22 protein-coding genes are annotated in these 21,342 nt (G+C 71.4%); 1 reads left to right on the forward strand and 21 read right to left on the reverse strand.

Features of this window, described 5'->3' with window-relative positions; all coding sequences use genetic code 11:
• Nucleotides 1-18: 18 nt before the first annotated feature.
• From MFF54_RS20410 to MFF54_RS20450, 9 genes are all read right to left on the reverse strand, one after another.
• Nucleotides 19-732 (reverse strand): ABC transporter ATP-binding protein, encoded by a 714-nt coding sequence (locus tag MFF54_RS20410; RefSeq protein WP_238305284.1) that lies wholly within the window; start codon nucleotides 730-732, stop codon nucleotides 19-21.
• The gene (locus MFF54_RS20415) at nucleotides 729-1,538 is read right to left on the reverse strand and encodes an ABC transporter ATP-binding protein (RefSeq protein ID WP_238305286.1); all 810 of its coding nucleotides are present in this window, start codon (nucleotides 1,536-1,538) and stop codon (nucleotides 729-731) included. Before MFF54_RS20415 ends, MFF54_RS20410 begins: the two co-directional genes overlap by 4 nt.
• On the reverse strand, nucleotides 1,535-2,530 hold the full coding sequence (locus MFF54_RS20420; RefSeq protein WP_238305294.1) for a branched-chain amino acid ABC transporter permease: 996 nt from the start codon (nucleotides 2,528-2,530) through the stop codon (nucleotides 1,535-1,537). The genes MFF54_RS20415 and MFF54_RS20420 overlap by 4 nt, the downstream gene beginning before the upstream one ends.
• A gap of 12 nt (nucleotides 2,531-2,542) precedes the next feature.
• The gene (locus MFF54_RS20425) at nucleotides 2,543-3,397 is read right to left on the reverse strand and encodes a branched-chain amino acid ABC transporter permease (RefSeq protein ID WP_238305312.1); all 855 of its coding nucleotides are present in this window, start codon (nucleotides 3,395-3,397) and stop codon (nucleotides 2,543-2,545) included.
• Nucleotides 3,398-3,435: 38 nt separating this feature from the next.
• Nucleotides 3,436-4,641, reverse strand: a complete 1,206-nt coding sequence (locus MFF54_RS20430; protein ID WP_238305320.1) for an ABC transporter substrate-binding protein — start codon at nucleotides 4,639-4,641, stop codon at nucleotides 3,436-3,438.
• A 548-nt stretch (nucleotides 4,642-5,189) separates the two neighbouring features.
• Complete coding sequence (locus MFF54_RS20435) at nucleotides 5,190-6,137, reverse strand: PDR/VanB family oxidoreductase (protein ID WP_238305328.1); 948 nt, start codon at nucleotides 6,135-6,137, stop codon at nucleotides 5,190-5,192.
• 3 nt (nucleotides 6,138-6,140) lie between these two features.
• Nucleotides 6,141-6,710, reverse strand: a complete 570-nt coding sequence (locus tag MFF54_RS20440; protein WP_238305337.1) for an MOSC domain-containing protein — start codon at nucleotides 6,708-6,710, stop codon at nucleotides 6,141-6,143.
• The gene (locus MFF54_RS20445) at nucleotides 6,707-7,096 is read right to left on the reverse strand and encodes a Rid family detoxifying hydrolase (RefSeq protein ID WP_238305345.1); all 390 of its coding nucleotides are present in this window, start codon (nucleotides 7,094-7,096) and stop codon (nucleotides 6,707-6,709) included. Before MFF54_RS20445 ends, MFF54_RS20440 begins: the two co-directional genes overlap by 4 nt.
• 124 nt (nucleotides 7,097-7,220) lie before the next feature.
• Nucleotides 7,221-8,534, reverse strand: a complete 1,314-nt coding sequence (locus MFF54_RS20450; protein WP_238305571.1) for an MFS transporter — start codon at nucleotides 8,532-8,534, stop codon at nucleotides 7,221-7,223.
• Between the two features lie 238 nt (nucleotides 8,535-8,772).
• Here MFF54_RS20450 and MFF54_RS20455 point away from each other — a divergent pair, with 238 nt between their 5' ends.
• The gene (locus tag MFF54_RS20455) at nucleotides 8,773-9,378 is read left to right on the forward strand and encodes a helix-turn-helix domain-containing protein (RefSeq protein WP_238305347.1); all 606 of its coding nucleotides are present in this window, start codon (nucleotides 8,773-8,775) and stop codon (nucleotides 9,376-9,378) included.
• 133 nt (nucleotides 9,379-9,511) lie between these two features.
• Here the strand turns inward: MFF54_RS20455 and MFF54_RS20460 are convergent, their stop codons facing one another.
• The 12 genes from MFF54_RS20460 to MFF54_RS20515 all read right to left on the reverse strand — a co-directional run bounded on the left by MFF54_RS20460 (nucleotide 9,512) and on the right by MFF54_RS20515 (nucleotide 21,017).
• Nucleotides 9,512-10,984 carry an amidase gene (locus MFF54_RS20460; protein ID WP_238305349.1) on the reverse strand — a complete coding sequence of 491 codons (1,473 nt, stop codon included), beginning with the start codon at nucleotides 10,982-10,984 and terminating at the stop codon, nucleotides 9,512-9,514.
• 60 nt (nucleotides 10,985-11,044) lie between these two features.
• Nucleotides 11,045-11,830, reverse strand: coding sequence for an ABC transporter permease (locus MFF54_RS20465; protein ID WP_238305351.1), 786 nt, complete (start codon nucleotides 11,828-11,830; stop codon nucleotides 11,045-11,047).
• Nucleotides 11,827-12,630 (reverse strand): ABC transporter ATP-binding protein, encoded by an 804-nt coding sequence (locus MFF54_RS20470; protein WP_238305353.1) that lies wholly within the window; start codon nucleotides 12,628-12,630, stop codon nucleotides 11,827-11,829. The genes MFF54_RS20465 and MFF54_RS20470 overlap by 4 nt, the downstream gene beginning before the upstream one ends.
• Nucleotides 12,627-13,748 (reverse strand): ABC transporter substrate-binding protein, encoded by a 1,122-nt coding sequence (locus tag MFF54_RS20475; protein ID WP_238305361.1) that lies wholly within the window; start codon nucleotides 13,746-13,748, stop codon nucleotides 12,627-12,629. Before MFF54_RS20475 ends, MFF54_RS20470 begins: the two co-directional genes overlap by 4 nt.
• 58 nt (nucleotides 13,749-13,806) lie before the next feature.
• Nucleotides 13,807-15,318 (reverse strand): class I adenylate-forming enzyme family protein, encoded by a 1,512-nt coding sequence (locus tag MFF54_RS20480; RefSeq protein ID WP_238305363.1) that lies wholly within the window; start codon nucleotides 15,316-15,318, stop codon nucleotides 13,807-13,809.
• Complete coding sequence (locus tag MFF54_RS20485; RefSeq protein WP_238305365.1) at nucleotides 15,315-16,121, reverse strand: VOC family protein; 807 nt, start codon at nucleotides 16,119-16,121, stop codon at nucleotides 15,315-15,317. Before MFF54_RS20485 ends, MFF54_RS20480 begins: the two co-directional genes overlap by 4 nt.
• Nucleotides 16,118-16,537: a PaaI family thioesterase gene (locus MFF54_RS20490; protein WP_238305367.1), complete on the reverse strand. Its 420-nt coding sequence runs from the start codon at nucleotides 16,535-16,537 to the stop codon at nucleotides 16,118-16,120. Before MFF54_RS20490 ends, MFF54_RS20485 begins: the two co-directional genes overlap by 4 nt.
• Nucleotides 16,538-16,547: 10 nt before the next feature.
• Nucleotides 16,548-17,552 carry a quinone oxidoreductase family protein gene (locus MFF54_RS20495; RefSeq protein ID WP_488803258.1) on the reverse strand — a complete coding sequence of 335 codons (1,005 nt, stop codon included), beginning with the start codon at nucleotides 17,550-17,552 and terminating at the stop codon, nucleotides 16,548-16,550.
• 68 nt (nucleotides 17,553-17,620) lie between these two features.
• Nucleotides 17,621-18,610, reverse strand: coding sequence for an ABC transporter substrate-binding protein (locus tag MFF54_RS20500; protein WP_238305384.1), 990 nt, complete (start codon nucleotides 18,608-18,610; stop codon nucleotides 17,621-17,623).
• Nucleotides 18,611-18,682: 72 nt separating this feature from the next.
• A complete protein-coding gene (locus MFF54_RS20505) occupies nucleotides 18,683-19,498 on the reverse strand; it encodes an ABC transporter permease (protein WP_238305392.1) in 816 nt (271 codons plus the stop codon).
• Complete coding sequence (locus tag MFF54_RS20510) at nucleotides 19,492-20,259, reverse strand: ABC transporter ATP-binding protein (protein WP_238305394.1); 768 nt, start codon at nucleotides 20,257-20,259, stop codon at nucleotides 19,492-19,494. The genes MFF54_RS20505 and MFF54_RS20510 overlap by 7 nt, the downstream gene beginning before the upstream one ends.
• Nucleotides 20,256-21,017: a GntR family transcriptional regulator gene (locus MFF54_RS20515; RefSeq protein ID WP_238305396.1), complete on the reverse strand. Its 762-nt coding sequence runs from the start codon at nucleotides 21,015-21,017 to the stop codon at nucleotides 20,256-20,258. The genes MFF54_RS20510 and MFF54_RS20515 overlap by 4 nt, the downstream gene beginning before the upstream one ends.
• Nucleotides 21,018-21,342 lie beyond the last annotated feature (325 nt).

Genomic DNA, 21,342 nt, shown 5'->3' on the forward strand with positions numbered 1-21,342 from the left:
GATGGCGGAGCAGGGAGTTCAGTGAGCCTTCACGCCGAGGAAGCGGTCGCGCGCCGCCTCGTCCCGCACGAAGTCCGGCCCGTTGGCGTGGTAGGCGATCCGGCCGAGTTCGAGGATGTAGTGCCGGTCGGCGAGGCTGGTGCAGACCGCGAGGTTCTGCTCGACCAGCAGGATCGGCACGCCCGCGTCCCGGATCAGGCGGATCTGGGCCACGATCTCCTCGACGATGACCGGGGCGAGGCCCTCGACCGGCTCGTCGAGCATCAGGAGCTTCGGGCCGTTGAGGAGGGCCCGGCCGATCGAGAGCATCTGCTGCTCGCCGCCCGAGAGCTGGGCGCCGCCGTTGCGCCGCCGCTCCTCGAGGCGCGGGAAGATCCGGTAGATGTCGGCGAGCGACCAGGGCGAGCCTTTCCGCACCGCGATGCGGAGGTTCTCCTCGACGGTCAGCAGGCCGAAGATGCCGCGGTTCTCGGGCACGAGGCTGAGGCCGGCCCGGGCGATGCGGTGGGGCGCCCAGCCGGTGATCTCGGCGCCCCCGAAAGTCACCCGGCCGCGCCGCGGCGGCAGCAGGCCGCTGGCGCTGCGCAGGGTCGAGGTCTTGCCCGCGCCGTTGCGGCCGAGCAGGCAGACGATCTCGCCCGGCTGCACCTCGAGGCTGACCCCCTGGAGGATGTGGCTCTTGCCGTAGTAGCCGTGGACGTCGTCGAGACGCAGCGCCGCGCCCGCGCTCATCGCAGGTCCCCCGTGATCATGTTGCCGAGATAGGCTCGGCGCACCTCCGGGTCGTCGCGCACCTCGGCCGGCCGCCCCTCGACCAGAACCTGGCCGGCGCGCATCACCGTGACGGTGTCGCTGATGTTCATCACGATGCCCATGTTGTGCTCGATGAACAGCACGGTGTGGTCGCGGCCGAGATCGCGGATCAGGTCGGTCATCGCCCCGAGATCGTCGGTGCCCATGCCGGAGGTCGGCTCGTCGAGCAGGATCACCCGGGGCCGGGCCGCCATCGCCATGCCGACCTCGAGGCGGCGCTGCTGGCCGTGCGAGAGCTCGCCTGCCGGCCGGCCCGCGACGCCCGCGAGATCGAGGCGCTCGAGGAGCGCGTCCGCGGTGTCGAGGGTGGCGTCCCGCTCCGGCACCCGGCGCCACGGCGCGAGCGCCCCCCAGGGGGTACGTCCCTGGGCGGCGAGCCGCAGGTTCTCGCGCACGCTCAAGGTGGCGAACAGACTCGTGACCTGGAAGGAGCGGGCGAGGCCGAGGCGCACCCGGTCGTCGTCGGGGGTGCGGGTGATGTCGCGGCCGCCGAGCGTGATGCGCCCGCTCGCCGCGCGGACCCGGCCGGTGAGGGCGTGGAACAGGGTGGTCTTGCCCGCCCCGTTCGGCCCGATGATCGCGTGGACGCTGTTCGGGCGCACCCGCAGGGAGACGTCCTTCAGCGCGACGAAGCTGCCGTAGCGCACGCCGAGTCCGTCGGCGGCGAGGGCGGGCTCGACGGCTTGGGAGGCGGCTTGGGAGGCGGCCTGGGAGGCGGCGGTCACGGGCGGCTCTCCTCCGGAAGCGTGGCGTCCGCGGAGGCGGCGTTCGGGTCCGGCTCGCGCGCCACGAGCGCGGCGGCCCGCTCGATCAGGCCCCAGAGGCCGCGCTGCATGAACAGGGCGATGGCGACGAGGAGGGCGCCGAGCAGCAGCAGCCAGCGCGGCCAGATCGCCGAGAGCAGGTCGCCGGCCACGAGGTAGAAGGCGGCGCCCAGCACCGAGGCGAACAGGTTTCCGGCCCCCCCGATGATCGTCATGATCAGCAGCGTCTCGCTGGTGTGGTACTCGATGTTCGACAGGGGGGCGACGCCGATCAGCATGGCGTGCAGCGCGCCCGCGAGCGCCGTCACCGCCCCGGAAATTGCGAAGGCCGCGACCTTGAAGGTGCGGACCGGGAAGCCGATGGCGCTGGCCCGCGCCTCGTTGTCGCGGATCGCCAGCAGGGTGCGGCCGAAGGTCGAGAGCGCCACCCGCTGGAGGGCGGCGAAGAGCCCGAGGAAGAGCACGGCGACGAAGGCGTAGTAGGTCCAGGGATTCGAGAGCGGCTGGCCGCCGAGCGCCGGGCGCGGCACGTTGAGGAGGCCGTTGTCGCCCCCGGTCAGGTCGCTGAGCGTGTAGGCCAGGAAGTAGAACAGTTGCGAGAAGGCGAGCGTCAGCATCACGAAGTAGACGCCCTGCCGGCGGATCGAGAGCCAGCCCACCGCCGCAGCCGTCGCCGCCCCGACGAGCGCCACCGCGGGCAGCATCGCGAGGACGGGCCAGCCGGCGCGCAGCAGGAGCAGGCCGGCCGCGTAGCTTCCCAGGCCGAAGAAGATGCCCTGGCCGAAGGAGAGCAGGCCCGTATAGCCGAGCAGCAGGTTGCAGGCGGCGGCGGCCAGGCCGTAGATCAGGATCTCGCTCGCGAGCGTGCCCGAGCGCAGGACGAGCGGCAGGACCAGCGCGGTCGCTGCGGCGAGTGCGAAATGGACGATGGGGCGTTCGAGGAGACGGATCATCGCTGAAGCTCCTCAGGCGCGTCCGAACAGCCCGCGCGGCATCGTCACGATGACCGCCGCCATGCCGAGATAGATCATCAGCCGGGCCCCTTCGGGCCAGAGCGTCGCCATCAGGCTCTGGGCGATGCCGACCGCGAGGCCGGCGGCGAGCGCGCCCGCGTAGCTGCCCATGCCGCCGACCACCACGACCACGAAGGCGACGCTGAGCGCCTCGACGCTCATGAACGGGTCGACCCCGCGGATCGGCGCGGCGAGCGCTCCGGCAAGGCCCGCGAGCCCGGCACCGAGCCCGAACACGGCGGTGTTGATGCGCCGTGTGTCGTAGCCGAGGAGCGCCATGGTCTCGGGCGCTTCCGAGCCGGCGCGCACGATGGCGCCGAGCCGCGTGCCCTCCAGGAGCCACCACAGCCCGCCGGCCAGCAGCGCGGTCAGCGCGATCACGAAGAGGCGGTATTCCGGGTAGATGAAATCGCCCAGGATGACGACGCCCGAGAGGCTGTCGGGCGGGGCGAGGTTCGCGCCGATCGGGCCCCAGACGATGATCACGATCTCCTGCACCGCGAGCGCCAGTCCGACGGTGGCGAGGATGTGGAAGGTGTGCGCCTGGGCGTAGATCCGGCGCAGCAGCACCGCCTCGGTGAGGGCGGCGAGCGCGCCGACGGCGAGGAAGGCCAGCGGCAGGGCGAGCCAGAAGCTCAACCCCCGCTCGACCATCGTGTAGGCGAGGTAGGCCCCCAGCATGTAGAAGGCGCCGTGGGCGAAGTTCACGAACTGCAGCAGCCCGAAGATGATGCTCAGTCCCACGGCGAGCAGGAAGTAGAGCATCCCCAGGCCGATGCCGTTGAGGATCTGGAACAGGTAGGTCACGCGAGCCTCCGCGCCGCCGGGCCGATCCGTCGCGCGCCTCAGGCCATCTTGCAGCCGGCGGCCTCGGGCGAGAGAAACGACTTGCCGGAGCTGACGATGTCGACGAAATCGTCCTTGTCAGCCATCTGCGCCTTGGGCTTCCCCTTGAGCAGGTAGTAGTTCTTGATGACCTGATGGTCGGCGGCGCGGATCTCCTCCTCGCCGGTGAGCCCCGCATAGGTCAGGCCCTCCAGCGCCTTGGCCACGGCGGGCCCGTCCGTGGAGCCGGCCTTGGCGGCGCCGTCGAGCAGCAGCTTCGTGAGCAGGTAGGAGCCCGCGAAGGAGTAGTTCGGGCTGAACTTGCGCGTCTCGCGCACCTTCGCGACCAGCGCCTTGTTCAGCGGCGTGTCCACGCCGTGCCAGTACTGCGCCCCGAAATAGACGCCCTCGCACAGGTCGGGGCCCAGGGCCTCGAACTGCTCCAGGCCCGAGGCCCAGGCCAGCACGACGGTCATGCGCTTCTTGAGGCCGAAGCTCACCGCCTGGCGCAGGGTGTCGGAGGATTGTGCGCCGAAGCTCAGGATCAGCAGCACGTCGGGCTTGGCCGCGATGGCGTTCGTCAGGTAGCCGCTGAACTCCTTCTCGGCGAGCGAGTGGTAGCTGTTGCCCACATGCTCGACGCCCTTCTCCTGGAAGACCGCCTTCGCGGCACCGAGCAGCCCCTCGCCGAAGACGTATTGCGGCGTGATCGTGTACCAGCGCTTGGCCTTCGGCATCTGCTCGATCAGCGGGCGCACGGTCTGGGCGATCGCCCCGTGGGTGGGCACGCTCCAGCGGAAGGTGCCGCGGTTGCACTCCTTGCCGGTGATCTCGTCGGCGCCGGCCGTGGTGAAGAACACGCCGCCGCCGTTCGTCACCTCCTTGCCCATCACGAGCGCCTCGGAGGAGAGGATCCCGCCGGCGAACAGCCGGGTGCCCTCGGACATCGCCTCCTGGACCCGCCGGGCCGCTGTCGCGGGCTTGCCCTCGGTGTCGAGGTCGCGCGCCACCACCTTGCGTCCGAGCACCGTGCCGGCCTCCTCGGCGGCGAAGGCCGCGCCGAGCGCGGCGAACTTCCCGTTCGCCGCGAAGGCACCCGACATCGGCAGCGGTGCCCCGACGACGAGGTCTGCATCCGCGGCGCGCGCGCCTCGCAGAAGGGCCGGGGACGCGAGGGATGCGAGGGCGAGGGACGACGTGGTCAGAAAGGAGCGGCGGTCGAGCATGGCACCATCCTCGGGGTCGGTTGAACGATCCTATCTATACGCATCGATAGAGCCGGCGGAACGGCAGGGCAAATCCAATCTCTGCAACACGACAAATATGTGCAGATGCACAAATGTTGTGCGATGCAGCAATCGCGTGACGGGCCCGTCCGTGAATTCCGGGTTCGGAGGATCGGGCCTGTCCGCGGCGTTCAGCAGGAATGGATCTGTTCTCGATCTCTCGCGAGAGCTCCCGAAAGACTTCCTGCGAGGGACGGCAGTTGCCGCGGAATTCCAGCGATGCAGAGACGGATGCTTGCTCTCGCGGTGGGGGCGACGCCCCTCCGGAAAGCGGCGCGAGGCTTTTTCGGCACGATCGGCATACAGCCGCCAAGAAGCCGCCGAGACGGCACGGGAACTCCTGGCGACGCGGCGGCCCGATCCCCGGTGCTGGTGCCGAGGACGCGGCGCCCTGCGGGGCGCCGGCCGCGCCCGCGGCCGGTGCGAAGGCCGGCAACGGCCTGTTCTGCGGTGGGCAGGACGCTGAGGAGCGTCGAACAGGATCTCCGTCAGAGATCGAGCGTCACGGCTACCCGGGCGCGCGAGACGCAGGGCATCAGCCGGTCCTGACGCTTGGCCGGCGGGAGAACCACGTCGCGGTGGATGACGAGGCCGTCCCGGTACCCGCACTCGCAGGAGCCGCACACCCCGAGCTCGCAGGACGAGGGCATGGCGAACCCGGCCCCCCGCAGCACGTCGAGCAACGAGCGCTCGGCCGGGACGTGGAGCACCTGCCCGGTCGAGGCGATCCGGGCCTCGAAAGGCTCCGGCTTGAACGTCTCGTCGTTGATCGGGGCGAAGTGCTCGCTGTGGATCTGCGCCTCCGGCCAGCCCCGCGCCGTCAGCGCGGACCGCACCGCGTCCATCAGGCGCTGCGGTCCGCAGACGTAGATCTCGGTGCCGTCCGCGCCCTCCCCGATCACGGCCGGGTCGAAGCGCCGGCCCTCGGCCGAGAACCAGCAGGTCAGGCGCCGGCCGCAGGCCGCGCGCGCGGCCTGCAGGAGCGGCGCCTCCGCGGCGGAGCGCGCGCAGAGATGCAGCGCGAAATCGGCCCCCGACGCGGCGAGCTGGCGCGCCATCGCGAGGAGCGGCGTCACGCCGATGCCGCCGGCCACGAGGATGTGCCGGCGCGCCTCCGGCACGATCGGGAAGGTGTTGCGCGGGGCCGAGACATGCGCCGTCGCGTCCGGGCGGAGGTTCCCGTGGACCCAGGCCGAGCCGCCGCGGCCGTCCGTCTCGCGCTTGATCGCGAGCTCGTAGCACCCGCGGTCGGCCGGGTCGCCGCACAGCGAGTACTGCCGCACGCGCCCGTCCGGCAGGCGCAGGTCGACATGGGCGCCGGCGGTCCAGGCGGGAAGCTCGGGACGCGACGGATGCACGAGGCGGAGATGGAGCACGTCCGGCGTGACCGGGACGGCCTCGGCCACCCGCAGCTTCATGATCAGGCGCGCGGTCATGGCTCAGTCCACCAGCTCGATCGCGTCGCCCGGTCGGATGATGCCGCCCCGCTCGATGCCGCAGTTCAGGCCCGATCGGTTGTAGAGCGGCAGGTAGACCGGCATCCCGAGGAGTTCCTCGAGATAGCGGCAGGGGAAGTTGAGCCGCCCGCCCCGCAGGACGACCTCGCCGACGCGGAAGCGGCGGCCCACGAGGTGGTTGAGCGGCACGCCCCGCACCGTGAGGTTGCGCCGGTGGTCCGCCGGCAGGAGGCGCAGCCCGCCCTCCTGGAGCGGCGGGTCGTTGCGGTTGAGCGCGTCGAGGGCCTCCTGCTCGATCAGCGTCACCTCCCGCACGTCGGGCTTGGGCGAGTAGGTGCCGGCGCCGAGGAAGTAGCGGTCGCCCTCGATGCCGCGGCCGGCGACGCACCGGCCTTCGGAGAGCGCCTCCATCTCGTAGCTCGCCGCGGGCGCGATGTGGATGTGCAGGAGCGTGCCCGACCATCCGGTCGCGCCGCCCGGCACCTGCGCGGCGGCGGCGCCCGCCGGATGGGCGAAGGCCTCCACCATGCGGGGATTGGACGGGCCGGTCATGCGGCCTCCGTCACGAGCGCGACCGCCTCGATCTCGACGCGGGCATCGCGCGGCAGCCGCGCGACCTCGATCGTCGAGCGGGCGGGCGCCTCCCCGGGGAAATGCTCGGCATAGACCGCGTTCATGGCGGCGAAATCGTTCATGTCCTTCAGGAACACGGTCGTCTTGGCGGCGCTGGCCAGGCTCGCCCCGCCCGCTTCGAGAACCGCCGCGAGATTGGCGAGCACCTGCCGCGTCTGCGCCTCGATGCCCTCCGGGAACGCGCCCGTGGCCGGATCGATGGGCAGCTGGCCGGAGGCGAAGACGAGGTCGCCGACCCGGATCGCCTGGGCGTAGGGGCCGACCGCGGCGGCGGCCTTGTCGGTGCGGATGGTGTGGCGGGTCATGCACGCTCTCTTTGGGGGACGCTCGGAGGACGATTCGAGAACCGTCCCCCAGAGTGGATGAACATCCACTCTGGGGGAAGGCGCATCTCGCCGGGACGCGGCCGAGATCGCTGCCGTGCGGCCGTCAATCGATGGCCCGGCGCGCCGTCTCGGGCGCGGCGAGCGTGGCGAGCAGGGTCACGCAGGCCAGCGCGATGAGGTAGACCGAGATCGGCCAGGTCGCGCCCGCGCTCCAGGTCAGCAGGGCCGCCGCGATCAGCGGGGTGAAGCCGCCGCTGAGCGCCGCCCCGACCTGGAAGCCGAGGGAGGCGCCGCTGTAGCGCAGGCGCGCCTCGAAGAGCTCGGACATCCAGGCCGCGCCGGTGCCGAACATGATGCCCTGGCCGAAGCTCAGCGCGACCGCGACCGTGAGCGTGATGATCGTCGGATCGCGCGTGTCGAGGAGCGTGAACAGCGGGAACGCGAAGGCGATCGAGAACAGGCAGGCCGCGACGAAGAGCGGGCGGCGGCCGTAGCGGTCCGACAGCCACCCGAACAGCGGCAGGGTGAAGAGCTCGATGACGGCCGCGATCAGGATGCCGTTCAGGATGACGCTGCGCGGCAGGCCGAGCGGGCCGGTGACGTAGGCGATCGAGAACACCGTGACGATGCTCACATAGGCGATCTCGGAGACCTTGAGGCCGACCGCCTTCAGGAAGGTGCGCGGATGCTCGGTGAGGATCTCCATCACCGGCAGCTTGGCGGTGGCGGCCCGCTGCTTGACCCGCCGGAAGGACGGGGTCTCGTGCAGCCGCAGGCGGATGAACAGGCCGACCGCCACGAGGAGCGCGCTCGCCAGGAAGGGCAGCCGCCAGCCCCAGGCCAGGAACTCCGCTTCGGGCAGCAGGCCGGCCAGGGCGAAGGCGCCGATCGAGGTGACGACGCCGAGCGGGTAGCCGAGCTGGACGAGGCTGCCGAAGAAGCCGCGCCGCCCGGGCGGGACGCTCTCGACCACCATGAGGACGGCGCCGCCCCACTCGCCGCCGATGCCGATGCCCTGCACGAGGCGCAGCGCCACGAGCAGGATCGGGGCCCAGATGCCGATCTGGGCGTAGGTCGGCAGGCAGCCGATCAGGAAGGTGCCGAGGCCCATGATGATGATCGTCAGGGACAGCATCGCCTTGCGGCCGACCCTGTCGCCGAAATGGCCGAAGATCACGCCGCCCAGGGGCCTGGCCAGGAAGCCGACCGCGTAGGAGCCGAACGCCGCGATCGTGCCGACCAGGGGATCGAAGCTCGGGAAGAAGAGCTTGCTGAACACCAGCGCGCTGGCCGTGCCGTAGATCAGGAAGTCGTACCACTCGACGGTGGTGCCGATCACGCTGGACCAGACGATCTGGCGCCGGTCGGAATCGGAGACCGCGTCGCGGTCCAGGGGCAAACCGCCTTGCAGCGGCATCACGGCGTCCGTCACGGCACATCCTCCACCAAGATGGATGTAAATCCATCGGGGTGGAGGCAAGGGACGTGCCAGCCAAGCTGCCCGGCCGCTCGGCCGCACCGGGTCTCGGCGCGTGGCTCCGCCGTGCGGGGTGCAATCGGGGTGCAATCCCGCGGCCTCTGCGGTAGGCGATGAGGAACCATCGCTGCCGCGCCCTCCCGATGCACGGCGCTGTCGCGGATGCGGATGACCGAGTATGACGCTGAGGATGATCGGCCGGGACCAGGCCGCGGCGGACGCTTCCCCTCAGGTCCACATCGCCGAGGAGATCCGCCGCCGCCGCAGGGAGCAGGGCCTCTCGCTAGAGGCCCTCGCGACGCGCTCGGGCGTCAGCCGCTCGATGATCTCCAAGATCGAGCGCGCCGAAGCCGTCCCCTCGACGGTGGTTCTGTCCCGTCTGGCCGAGGCGCTCGGCGTGACGTTCTCGCGCCTGATGGCACCCTCGACCGAGCGCGAGGTCCTGCTGATCCCGGCCAACCGGCAGCCGATCCTGCGCGACGCGGAATCGGGCTTCCTGCGCCGCTGCATCTCGCCGGTCCTGCCCGGCCGCGGCATCGACTGGGTGCTCAACACCCTGCCCGAAGGGGCGAGTACCGGGGAGTTCACGGCGCACAGGCGCGGCGTCGCCGAGTACATCTTCGTCCTGCGCGGCCGCCTGCGCGCCGTGATCGGCGAGCGCGCGGTCGTCATGGAGGTGGGCGACAGCCTGTACTTCGAGGCCGATGCGGGGCACGCCTTCACGAATGTCGGTTCGGAGGCCTGCGAGTATTTTCTCGTCATCGATCCGTCGCACGCGCGGTGAATCCCCGGCCGGGACGTCGTCGAGCGGGCGGTCGCGGACGGCGCCATCCGCGCGTGCCTGAAGAACGTCGCGCGGCTTCGATGAAGAACAGCCACCGATCTCGATTCTATGGCCGCATCGTCTGTCGCGCTGCTCAAGTGAGGTCCTGCGGGGGAACGAACGGGTTCAGGCGCTCGAGCTCCGCCGCGATGGCCAGCGTGGTCCGATCTTCGAGATAAGGCCCGATGATCTGGACGCCGACCGGGAGGCCATCGATCCGCCCGATGGGCGCTGCGGTCGCCGGAAGCGAGGCGAGCGTCGCGAGGCCTGCCCAGAAGAGCTGATCGTTGTAGTCGATCCGGTGCCCGTTCACCGCCAGCGTCCGCTCCTCACGCGGTCGCCGTTCATCGATCGGGAAGGCCGGGCCGACGCCCGCCGGCGCGATGACGACATCGAACCGGGTGAAGAAGGCGCTCCAGGCGCGCTTCAGCTCCGCACGGATCTCGGAGGCCGCGATCCAGTCCCGATGGCGCTGCGCGTAGGCGCTGAAGGTCCGGGAGACGTAGGGGCTTGCATCCGCGTCCGCGACGGCGGAGCGCCGCACCGCGTCGTCGAACGCGGCCTGCGGAAGCCGTCCGGACGCCGCGCCGCGCAGCAGCTGGAGATAGGTCGCGTGGTGCCGCTCGTGATCGTCGAACGGCAGCGCCTCCGCGACGACCGCCGCGCCTTCGGCCCGGAGCCGCCGGCCGAGGTCGAGGATCGCGTCGCGGTACCGGTGATCGACCTCGGCCACGGGCGAGTCGGAGATCAGGGCCACGCGCAGGCCGCGCAGGCCCGTCGCCCGCGGGGGCGGAAGCTGGAGCCGCCACGCGGCCGCGTCCGGCCCGGCCGGTCCGGCGATCACGTCGAGGGCGAGCACGAGATCGGCGACGGATCGTGCCAGCGGGCCGCTGACCACGAGGTCGTTGTCGAGACGGCTGCCGGGACGCTCGTTCCCGAGATTCGGCACGATCCCCGGCGTCGGCTTGTGGCCGAACACCCCGCAGAAATGCGCGGGCAGGCGGATCGAGCCGCCGGCGTCGCTCCCGAGTTCCAGCGGCACCAGACCGGCCGCGAGCGCGGCCGTCGCGCCGCCGGACGAGCCGCCCGGCGTCCGCGCGAGGTCCCACGGGTTGCGCGTCGTGCCGTGCAGGGCGTTGTAGCTCTGCCAGTCGAGGGCGTTGATCGGCACGTTCGTCTTGCCGAAGATGATCGCGCCGGCCGCCAGCAGCCGATCGACCACCACGGCGCTGCGGGCGGGAACGTGGGCCGCCAGAGCCGGGTCGCCGTAGGTCGTCGGCCATCCGGCGACGTTGTTGGTCTCCTTCACGGTCATCGGCAGGCCGTGCAGGGGCCCCCAGCGCTCGCCGCGTGCCAGGGCGGCATCGGCGGCGTCCGCGCGGGCACGGGCGGCGTCGAGGTCGGTGAAGATCACCGCGTTGATCTGCGGGAACCGGGCGATCCGCGCGAGGTGCAGTTCGAGGAGCGCCCGCGCCGTCACCGCCCGCCGGGCGAGACGGTCGAGCAGGGTCACGGCCGGCGCGAAGGCCAAGTCCTCCGGCAGGTCGTCCGGCAAGTCCTTCGGCAAGTCGTCCGGCAAATCTTGCGGCAAATCTTGCGGCAGGGTCCGCATCGCAGGTCTCCCGTTTCAGGTGCGCCCGGCGGGCGGCAGGTCGTTGCGCGCGCCTTCCCAGAACACGACGCGCCGCTGCAGGGCGCGGATGAGGCTGCTGCCCAGCACGCCGAAGGCCGCCAGGACGACGACGCCCGCGAACATCACGGCGACGTTCATGTTCACGGTGGCCGATCCGATCAGGTAGCCGACGCCGCGCTCCGACGCGACGAACTCGCCGACCACCGCCCCGATCAGGGCGAGCACGATGCCGATCTCGAGGCCTGCGAAGATCGCGCTCGCGGCCGCCGGCAGCTTGATGTGCAGGAAGATCCACCAGCCCGGCCGCGAGAAGGCCCGCGCCATCGCGATCAGGTCGGGATCGGCCCGCCGGATGCCCCCGATCGTGTTCACCAGCAGGGGGAAGAAGCAGATCAGGCCGACGAGCACGACCTTCGAGGCGAGCCCGAAGCCGAACCAGACCAGGATCAGGGGCGCGAGCGCCACCTTCGGCATGGCCTGGACCGCCACGATGTAGGGGAACACGAAGCGCTCGAAGAGCCGGCTCTCGGCGACCAGGATCCCGGTGATCACCGCGGCGAGCGATCCCAGCAGATACCCGCTCAGCGTCGCCGTCAGGGTGAACCGGATATGCGGCCAGAACGCGCCGTCGGCGAGCCCGCTCCAGAGCGCGCGCGCCACCGCGCCCGGGGGCGGCAGCAGGTAGGACGGCAGGCCGCCGGGGCCGGTCGCGTAGCTCCACGCGGCCCAGAGCGCCAGGAAGGTCGCGGCCGGTGGCAGGACGGCGAGCAGGCGCCTCATCGGACCGGGTCTCCCGCGGCGATGGAATCGTCGAAGAGACGCCTGAGCTGGCGCGCGAGCCGGGCGAAGTCCGGAGCGCCGAGACTGTCCAGGGTCCTGGGGCGGGCCAGCGGGACCTCCATGTCCGCCAGGATCCGGCCCGGCCGGCCCGCCAGCACCACGATCCGGTCGGCGAGGAACAGGGCCTCGGGGATCGAGTGGGTGACGAAGAGCGCCGTCGAGCGCTCCTCCATCCAGATCCGCTGCAACTCCAGCGAGAGCCGCTCGCGGGTCATCGCGTCGAGGGCCGAGAAGGGCTCGTCGAGGAGCAGGAGCTGCGGCCGGTGCATCAGCATCCGGGCGAGACCGACGCGCTGCGCCATGCCGCCGCTCAGCGCGCCCGGGTAGAGGGCCGCCGCCCGGGCCAGGCCCACGGTCTCGATCAGGTGGTCGGCGCGGGCGCGCTCGGCATCGCTCGCGCGCGACGCGAAGGCCGCCGGAAGCAGGACGTTGTCGCGCACGGTGCGCCAGGGCAGCAGCGTCGGCTTCTGGAAGACCATGCCGATCTCGCGCCGCGGTCCGCGGATCGGCGTCCCGGCGAGCGTCATGGTGCCGGCTTGCGGCCGTTCGAGCCCGGCCAGCAGCTTCAGCAGGGTCGACTTGCCCCCGCCCGAGGGGCCGAGGATCGCCACGAAGGCCCCCTCGGCCACGTCGAGCGTGAGGGCGTCGAGGATCGGGGGCTCCGAGCCCCGATAGGCGAAGCGGACATCGGACAGGGCGAGCACCGGCGGCTCCGGCGCGACCGCGGGCGCGACGCTCACGGCAGGGCCCGGGCGCGGGCGATCAGGGCCTCGCGATCGAACGCCGCGTAGGCCGGCACCAGCGCGTTCGTGAAGTAGGACGCGACCGGGATGTCGTCGGCGGCGAACTCGCCGTTGGCCCGCATCTCGGCGATGTAGGCCTTGATGATGTCGAGGTCGTAGGCGCCGGGAACCCGGGCCTGCCCCGTCTCGTCGCGCAGCAGTGGCTCGATCCAGCGCTGCAGCAGGCGAACGTTCGCGGCCAGCGGACCGGCGGTGTCGCCCTGCGGTCGGGCACCCGGGTTGCGGCGCCAGAACGCCTCGATGCAGGCGCGCGGATTCGCGTCGCAGACGACGAGCGCCTTGGTCCAGGCGCGGCCGAACCGCTCGATCAGCCCGGGATCGCTCTCCAGCGTCGACCGGTGGGCGAGAAACCCGTTGACGATCATCCGGCGGAAGGTCGGCGGAAACGCGAGGCGCCGGGCCGCCGTGCCCTCCCCCTCGAGGAGGTCGATCCATGTGCTGTTGAAGTTGAGGGCCTGGACGCGGTTCTCCCGCAGCGCGTGAAACCCTGCGCCGAGGACGCCGACCGCCACGATCTGCACGTCCTTGCCGGGCTCCAAGCCGACCGAGCGCAGCAGCGCGCGGGTCTGCGGGATCGTCCCCCAGGTCAGGGCCCCGACCCCGATGGCCGCGCCGCGCAGGTCGGCGAGGCTCTTGATGGTGGAATCCGCCCTGACCGCGATCTCGAGGGTGTTGCGGGGCCCGGCATTGTACACGTAGGTCACCGGGAGCGGCGGCTCACCGGTCTTGTGGGCGGACAGCAGGGTCTCGGGCAGCGGCAGCGCGAGGGTGATGTTGCGCTGAAGCAGCTGCGGGAGCAGGGCGCCGGCGCCCGGCAGGACGACGTACTCGACCTGCAGGTTCTCGTCGCCGAACAGGCGCAGCTCCTCGGCGATCGCCTGGACGCTTCCCTCGGTGACGGAGGGCGGAATCGCCAGGCCGACCTTCACCCGGTCCTGCGCCTGCGCACAGGCGATGTGGGTGCCCAGCAGGCCCGCCAGGATCAGGCGGGCGAGGATCAGGCGGGCGAGGATCAGGCGCGCGGAGAACCTGGGGCGCGACGGCGATTTCATCATGCTTCTACTCGGTCGGACGGGGGCGGGCATCGGGGGCGCGAACGTCCCGGCGGATGGATCAGGCGGAGCCCAGCATCGCCTCGGCGCGCGCCCTGAGGGCGTTGCGGTCGATCTTGTTGGTCGATGCGAGCGGCAGCGCGTCGAGGAACCAGACGCGGCGCGGGTGCTGGTAGGCGGGTGCGTGGGCGAGCGCGTGCGCCTTGACGCCCGCCTCGTCGACGGTGCCGCCGGGCCGGCGCACCACGAAGGCGACGGGCTTGGTCCCCTTGATCGCGTCCTCGACCGGGACCACGCTGGCCTGGAGCACGTCGGGATGGCTCTCGAGCACCAGCTCGACCTCGCCGGGGAAGATGTTCTCGCCCCCCGACACGAACATGTCGTCGGTGCGCCCGAGGACGTAGTGGAAGCCGTCCGCGTCGCGGCGGAAGACGTCGCCGGTGTCGTAGTAGCCGTCCGGCGTGATGGGCGTGCGCAGCTCCGGCCTGTTGTGATAGCCGAGCATGATCGCGGGACTGCGCATCTGCAGGACGCCTGCCTCGGGCGCCTCTGGACCGACGAGGCGCACCGACACCGCGGGATGGGGATAGCCGACCGCGTTGACCGGTGTCGGAAGGCCCGCCGGATGGCCGGCGAACACGACCGGGCCGCCCTCGGTGGTGCCGTAGGCGTTGAGGATCCGCGCGTTCGGCAGAAGGGCCCGGATCTGGTGGGCGAGGGCCTCGTTGACCGGCGCCGAGCCCATCCGCACCGCGCGCACGCTTCCGAGATCGGCCGCCCGCAGCGCCTCCCGCTCGCGCAGCATCATGGCGATCATCGGGGGCACGGCCGTGAGCCAGGTGCAGCGATGGCGGCTGATCGCCTCGATATAGGCCCGGGCCTCGAACTGCGGCAGCAGGACCATGGTGGCGCCGGCCGCGCAGACGAGGAGCGCCAGGGCCAGCGCGTTCATGTGGTAGAGCGGCGCCGCGATCAGGACCCGGTCCGCGCTGAGGTCTGTCTCCGCCATCCGGGTGCGCACCACCCAGAGATGGCTCGCGTGCGAGAGCCGCACGCCCTTCGGCCGGCCGGTGGAGCCCGAGGTGTAGAGGAACAGGGCCGCCTCGTCCGGCGCGGGCTCGACCGGCGCGAACGGGCCGGGATCGAGCCAGGCCGCGAAGCCCTCGGCGCCGTCGGCATCGAGGTCGGCCACGCGCAGATCCGGCGCCAGCCCGTCGAGAAGCGCCCGGCGCGGGCCGTCGCAGAGGACGAGCCGCGCGCCGCAATCGCCCAGCACCTGCGCGATCGTGGCCGGCGGGAACTTGTGGTTCACCGGCACCGGCACCACGCCGGCGCGCATGGCGCCCAGCAGCGCGGCCAGCGCCTCCGGCCGGTTGGCCGAGAGGATCGCGATCCGGTCGCCGCGCCGGATCCCGCCGCGCAGGAGCCCGCGGGCGAAGGCGTCGGCCTGAGCGTCGAGCCGGGCGCGGCTCATCACGTCGGGCTCGGCGCCGGAGCGGACCCCGATGATCACCGGGCGCTCGGGATCGCCGCTCCGATCGACCAGGGCACCGAGATTCGTCACGGCCGTCATGATCGAGCCCTGCACAGGAGACGCAGATCGAGGGCGGGGAGCGCCAGCGCCCCCCTGTCGGGGCCGAGCCGGGTCCACTCGGCGCCGGGCAGGGAGCCGGCCCGCGCCGCGAGCGGGTCGAGCCCGGCGAAGACGAGGCCGACGTCGCGGAAGCGCGCCCGCTCCCCCGGGACGATCGCGACCATCATGTCGCCGAGGCGGATCCGCCACGTTCCGTCCAAGCATTTCCCGTCCACATGTTCGGCCGGGGCGCCGCAGGCGGCGGCGTAGCGGCCGGCCTCGCCGGCCGGATCTGGGCTCTCGACCGTCAGGGCGTCGATGCCGAGGAACCCGTTGGGATGGGCGAACCAGTCCGGCCGCCAGACCAGATCCGGCGTCAGGTGCTCGCAATGGTAGAGGCGGCCCGCGGGGAACAGGGCGGCGGGCAGGCGCACGGTGCGGAACCGGGCCTCGGCGGAGATCCCGTCGACCGTGACCGGCCGCGAGAAGGAAACGGGCGGGCCCGCGGCGAGGCCGGCGGCCGCGAGGCGCGCGTGGGTGGCGTCGGCATCCCGGCTCCGCAGGACGAGGCCGTTCAGGCCGAACGGCGAGTCGACGACGTCCCGGCGCTGCGGTCCGGTCTCGGGCAGGCCGACCAGCTCGAGATAGGCCCCCGGCGTCATCATCAGGTGGTTGATGGAGCCCAGCGAGTGGTGCCCGCGCGGCGTGAGCTGGAAGCCCAGCGCCGCGAAGGTGGCGGCGGCCTCGTCCATGCGGTGCAGGACGTTGATCACCACGTGGTCGAGGGCGGCGCCCGCGCTCATTTGGCCGGCGCGGTCATGTAGACGCCGCGCCCGCTCGCGAGCAGCCGGCCCTCGGCGTCGAGGATCCGCGCCTCGGCGACCGAGATCTGGCCGCCGAACTTCACCACCGTGCCGCGGCAGGTCAGGTCGCCCTGCATCGCGGCCCGGTGATAGTCGACGCGCAGGTCCACGGTCGGCACGCCGCGCCCGGTCTTCGAGACGAGCGCCCAGTCGGCCGTGAGATCGACGAGCGTCGCCAGGATGCCGCCATGGGTGTAGCCGCGCTCGGCGTTGACGACCCATTCGGGGCGCCACGTGGCCTTCAGCTCGATCGCGCCCTCGCCGACCGAGACGACGGTGAGGCCGAGCCACTGGTGGAAGGGGCCGCGGAGCAGCAGCGCCTCGACCTGGTCCTTGGTCAGGGGTGTGTCGGACATCGGACGCTCCTCAGGGGGTGACCACGATCTTGCCCATGACCTCGCGGTCGCGGATCAGGCGCAGGCCCTCGGCCGCCTGTTCGAGGGGCAGGACCTTGTCGATGGTGGGCTTGAGCGTGCCGGCCTGGATCATGTCCATCAGGGCCGACAGGTCGTCGTGGTAGAAGCTGTTCGAGCCGATCACCTTGAGCTCGAAGCTCCAGATGTAGCGCAGGTCCTCCTTCGGATCGTGGCCGGCGGTGGCGCCGCAGACGAGCAGCGTGCCGCCGCGCTTGAGACATTTGAGGGACGGGACCCAGGTGTCGCCGCCGGTGAAGTTGATCACCACGTCGACGCCGCCCTCGTAGGTCCGGCGCTGCGGCTTGCCGTAGTGCTGGATCGCCCATTTCGAGAAGTCGGTCTCGCGGTAGTTCACCACGTGGTCGGCGCCGAGCTCCTTGAGGCGCTCCCCCTTCTCGGCACTTCCGGCGCAGGCGATGACCTCGGCGCCGAGCTGCTTGGCGAGCATCACGCAGCCCGTGCCGACGCCGCCGCTGGCGCCCAGGATCAGCACGCGGTCGCCGGCCTTCACCGTCCTGTGGGTGATCAGCATCCGGTGGGCGGTGCCGTAGGCGACCGGCAGCGCGGCGGCGTCCGCGTAGCTCACGTCCGGCGGCATCGCGATGAGCTGGTCGGCGGAGACGCGGCAATACTCGGCCATGCCGCCGTCGAGCATCTCGCCCATCAGGCCCTTGGCCTTGTTGAGCGGGTTGACGAGCACCCGGTCGCCTTCCCGCCATCCGGTGACGTCCGCGCCGAGCTCGACGATCTGCCCGGCCATGTCGAGACCGATCACCACCGGCATCGGCACCTTGATGCCGGGCATGCCCTTCACGGTGAACACGTCGTGATAGTTGAACGACGAGGCGCCGACCCGGATGACGACCTCGCCGGGCCCGGCCTCGGGACGGGGATGGTCGCCGACGACCTTCAGGTCGTCGATATCGCCGTGCTGCCCGAGCACGAGCGCCTTCATCGTACGCGCCATGATGTGCGTCCTCTCTGCGTGTCTGTTCGGATTTTGCGGATGCGAGCGGGTGGCGGTCAGCGGACCGCCTTCGACGCCTCGTAGGGCGCCGTGACGAGGGCTGAGGCCGGCAACTCGCCCTTCACGGCGCCGACGCTCTTGTAGACCTCGAAGGCCTGGCGGATGGAGGCGACGTCGGCCGGCTCCATCCGCACGGTGTAGATGCTGTCCCAGAGCGCCGCGTAGGCCCGGGCATCGGTCTCGTTCAGGTTGGCGGCCTCGCGCAGCGCCCGGGCGACCGCGTCCTTGTCGGACCGGCCGAATTCGTAGGCCTTGCGCATGGCCGCGACCACCTTGGCGGGCCCGTCCGGGTTCTCCTTCATCCAGGCGTTGCGCATCAGGCCGACGCCGAGGACGGGCGGGGCGTCGGACTTCGTGATCTTGCGCCATTCCTCGCGGAAGCTGCCGAGCTTGCGCAGCTTCATGTCGGGCAGCAGCGCGATGGTGACCGTGCGGAGCGCCGCGGCGTCGATGTCCTTCTGCGCCAGGAACTGCGCGAGGCGCGGGTCGTTGCCCGGCACGCCCTGGTAGTCGCCGGCCTTGATGCCGTAATTCGTCTCCAGGATCGCCGCGGTGATGACGGCCGTGGCGCTGCCGGCCGGCGAGGTGCCGATCTTCTTGGTCCGCAGATCGGCCATCGTCCGGATCGGCGAATCCTCGAGAACGACGAAGTCGAGATCGGCGACCTGGCTGGCCAGCACGATGCTGAGGGGGAGCCCGTCGGCGATCACGCTGAAGGCGGTCCCCGCGCTCGCGCCGATCGCGAAGTCGATCGCGCCGGCCGCCATCGCCTTGGTGGGGGCGTTGACGTCGGGGAACTTCACGTACTCGACGGTCAGCCCCTCCTTCTCCATGTACTTGCCCGTCTCGAGCACGGCGCCGAAGCCGAGGCTGACGCCGGAACTCCAGTATCCGACGCGCACGATCTCGGCGCGGGCCGCGGTGGGCAGGGCGAGCGCGGCGAGGAACGCGGCGAGCAGGGCCGCGGCAGGGCGGGTTCGTCTCAAGTCTGTCTCCCAGGTTCCAAGGTCTTCGGCGGGTGCGGGGGCACGCGGACGACGCTGTTCAGGTCGAAATCTTCACGCGACACGCTTCTTCCAGGCGAAGAGGTGCCGTTCGAGCGGCTTCAGGACCAGGGATTCAAGTCCGAGCATCAGGACGACGAGCGTCAGCGTCCAGGCGAAGACTTGGTCGGTCTGCACGAGATCCGCGGCCTGGCGGAGCCGGTAGCCGATGCCGCTGCTCGCGCCGAGGGATTCGGCCACGAGGCTGACCCGGGCGCCGAAGCCGAAGGCGAGCCGCGCCCCGGAGAAGAAGGCCGGCAGGATCGTCGGCAGGTAGATCTTGGTCAGCACCTTCCGGCGCGGCATGCGGAAGGTGCGGGCGAGTTCCAGGTGCTCGGCGCTCACCGTCCGGGTCCCCTGCCAGACGTTGGTCAGGATCAGGGGCATCGCCGTCATGAACACGACGAAGATCGTCGTCCAGTTGGACAGGCCGAACCAGATCAGCGCGAAGATCGCCCAGATCGTCGAGGAGACGGTGTTGATCACCGTGAGCGCCGGCTCGAAGAAGCTGCCCAGCGCCCGGCTCGCGCCGAGCAGGAGCCCGAGCGGCAGGCCGACGAGCGTCGCGAGGGCGAAGCCCGCTCCGATGCGCCCGAGCGTGATGCCGAGATCCGCGGAGAAGCTCGGCTGGACGACGAGGCTGCTCCAGGCGGACCAGACCCGGGCGGGGCTCGGCAGCACGAAGCTCGGCGCGTGCTGCGCGCCGACCTGCCAGGCGATGAGCGCCAGGGCCAGGAGGGCCGACCGGCGCAGGATTGCGGCGGCCGGGCCGCGCCAGGCGACGGCGCGCGGCGGCGCCCGGAGCAGGTCGGGGGGCGTGCGCACTAGCATCGGGCCCTCGCGGCGGACAGGCTGATCCGCAGGCGGCGCACCTCCTCGGAGACCGCCTCGGACAGGGGATCGCGCGGATAGGCCAGCGCGATCGCGCGGACCTCGCCGATGCGGCCCGGCCGCGGGTGCAGCACGACCACGTGGTCGGCGAGGACGACCGCCTCCTCGACGTCGTGCGTGACGAAGACCAGCGTCATCGCCCGCAGCCGCGCGATGCGCAGAAGCTCGGCGTGCATCTGCGCGCGGATGTCGGGATCGAGCTTCGAGAAGGGCTCGTCGAGGAGCAGGATCTTCGGCTCGGTGACGAGGCTGCGGGCGAGCGCGACGCGGCTGCGCATGCCGCCCGACAATTCGTGCGGGAAGGCATCCCGGAAGGACGCGAGCCCGACGAGGGCGAGGGTCTCCTCGACGCGCCGGGCGCGCTCCGCCCGGCCCATGCTGCCGGCCTCGAGCCCGAAGGCGACGTTCTGCGCGGCGGTGCGCCAGGGCAGGAGCCGGTCCTCCTGGAACATGTAGGTCATCGCCCGCCAGTCGCGGAAGGCGTGGGCCGGGATGCCGTTGAGGCGCACCGCGCCGTCGTCCGGCTCGACGAGGCCGGCGATCATATTGAGGAGGGTGCTCTTGCCGCAGCCGGAGGCGCCCAGCAGCGCCACGATGGCGTGCTGCGGGATCGCGATGTCGACCGCGTCCAGCACGTGCAGCGGCGGGCCGTCGCGCCGGCCGAACCACTTGCTGACCCGCTCGAGCTCGACGGCGTTCACCGCGCGCCTCCCTCTGTCCGCGCGAGCCCGGCGGGCACCACGGCGGTGTCGCGCAGGCTGGCGATGACCTTCTCCATGGTCATCGCCCGGAAGGTCTCGACGTGGCGCCGCGCCACCATTGCGGCGCTCTCGGCATCGCCCGCCACCAGGTGCTCGATCATCGCCGTGTGATCGTTCTCGATGTTCGGCCGCACGCCCTGCACGCCGAAGCCGAGGGCGACGAGCCGCGTCATCTCGTCGAGCAGGCCCGACAGCATCCGGCAGAGGCGCTGGTTCCCGGCCGCGACCGCGATCGCCATGTGGAAGCTGCGGTTGGCCTCGAGGAAGAAGTCGATCTGGTTGCCGACATCGACCGTGATGCGCTGCCGGCAGGCCTGCTCCAGCCGCTCCAGCTGCGCGCGGTTCACGCGGCCCGCGGCGCCGCGGGCGGCCAGGGGTTCGAGCTCCACGCGCAGCGAGAAGACCTCGTCCACATCCTTCACGGTGATCGGCGTGATCCGGTAGCCGTGGCGCGGCATCGAGGTCACGAAGCCGTCCTGGGTCAGGCGCTGCAGGGCGATGCGGCAGCTCGCCTTCCCGATCTCGAAGCGCTCCATCACCTCGGCCTCCGTGAAGCGGGTGCCGGGCAGGAGGCGGCAGGAGACGATCTCGCGCCGCAGGATGTCGTAGGCCTGGTTGCCCTTCAGCGTCGCGTCCGGGACCGCCAGGACATCGGCGAGGGTCGGCCTGACCGACGAGGGTCTGTCGCTCCTGACCATTAGACCGCGCTCCTCCGCTGAGGGTTTCACCGAGCACTGTGAGCAGCTCACCAGCACGAGCCGTGCCAGGTTCGTCGCGGTCGCGCCGGGCTGCCGATCCGAACGCGGCGTTGCGTGAGTCGAGCGGTGAGCCGGCCCGCTCGAATGCCCCGTCTCGGAAAGCGCCCCGCGGCACGGGACTTGGTTTGCTCACCGATTGTGGTGGGCGGCTCAGCAGCCTTTTTGTAGATTACAGCAGTGAATGAGGGAATAGAAATCTATGCCTTTCTCTTTGAGGTGTCAGGCATTTACCTCCACGGATCGCTATCTCTGCGAGATATAGCTT

It is taken from the genome of Methylobacterium gregans, assembly GCF_022179245.1.
Taxonomy (GTDB): Bacteria; Pseudomonadota; Alphaproteobacteria; order Rhizobiales; family Beijerinckiaceae; genus Methylobacterium; species Methylobacterium gregans.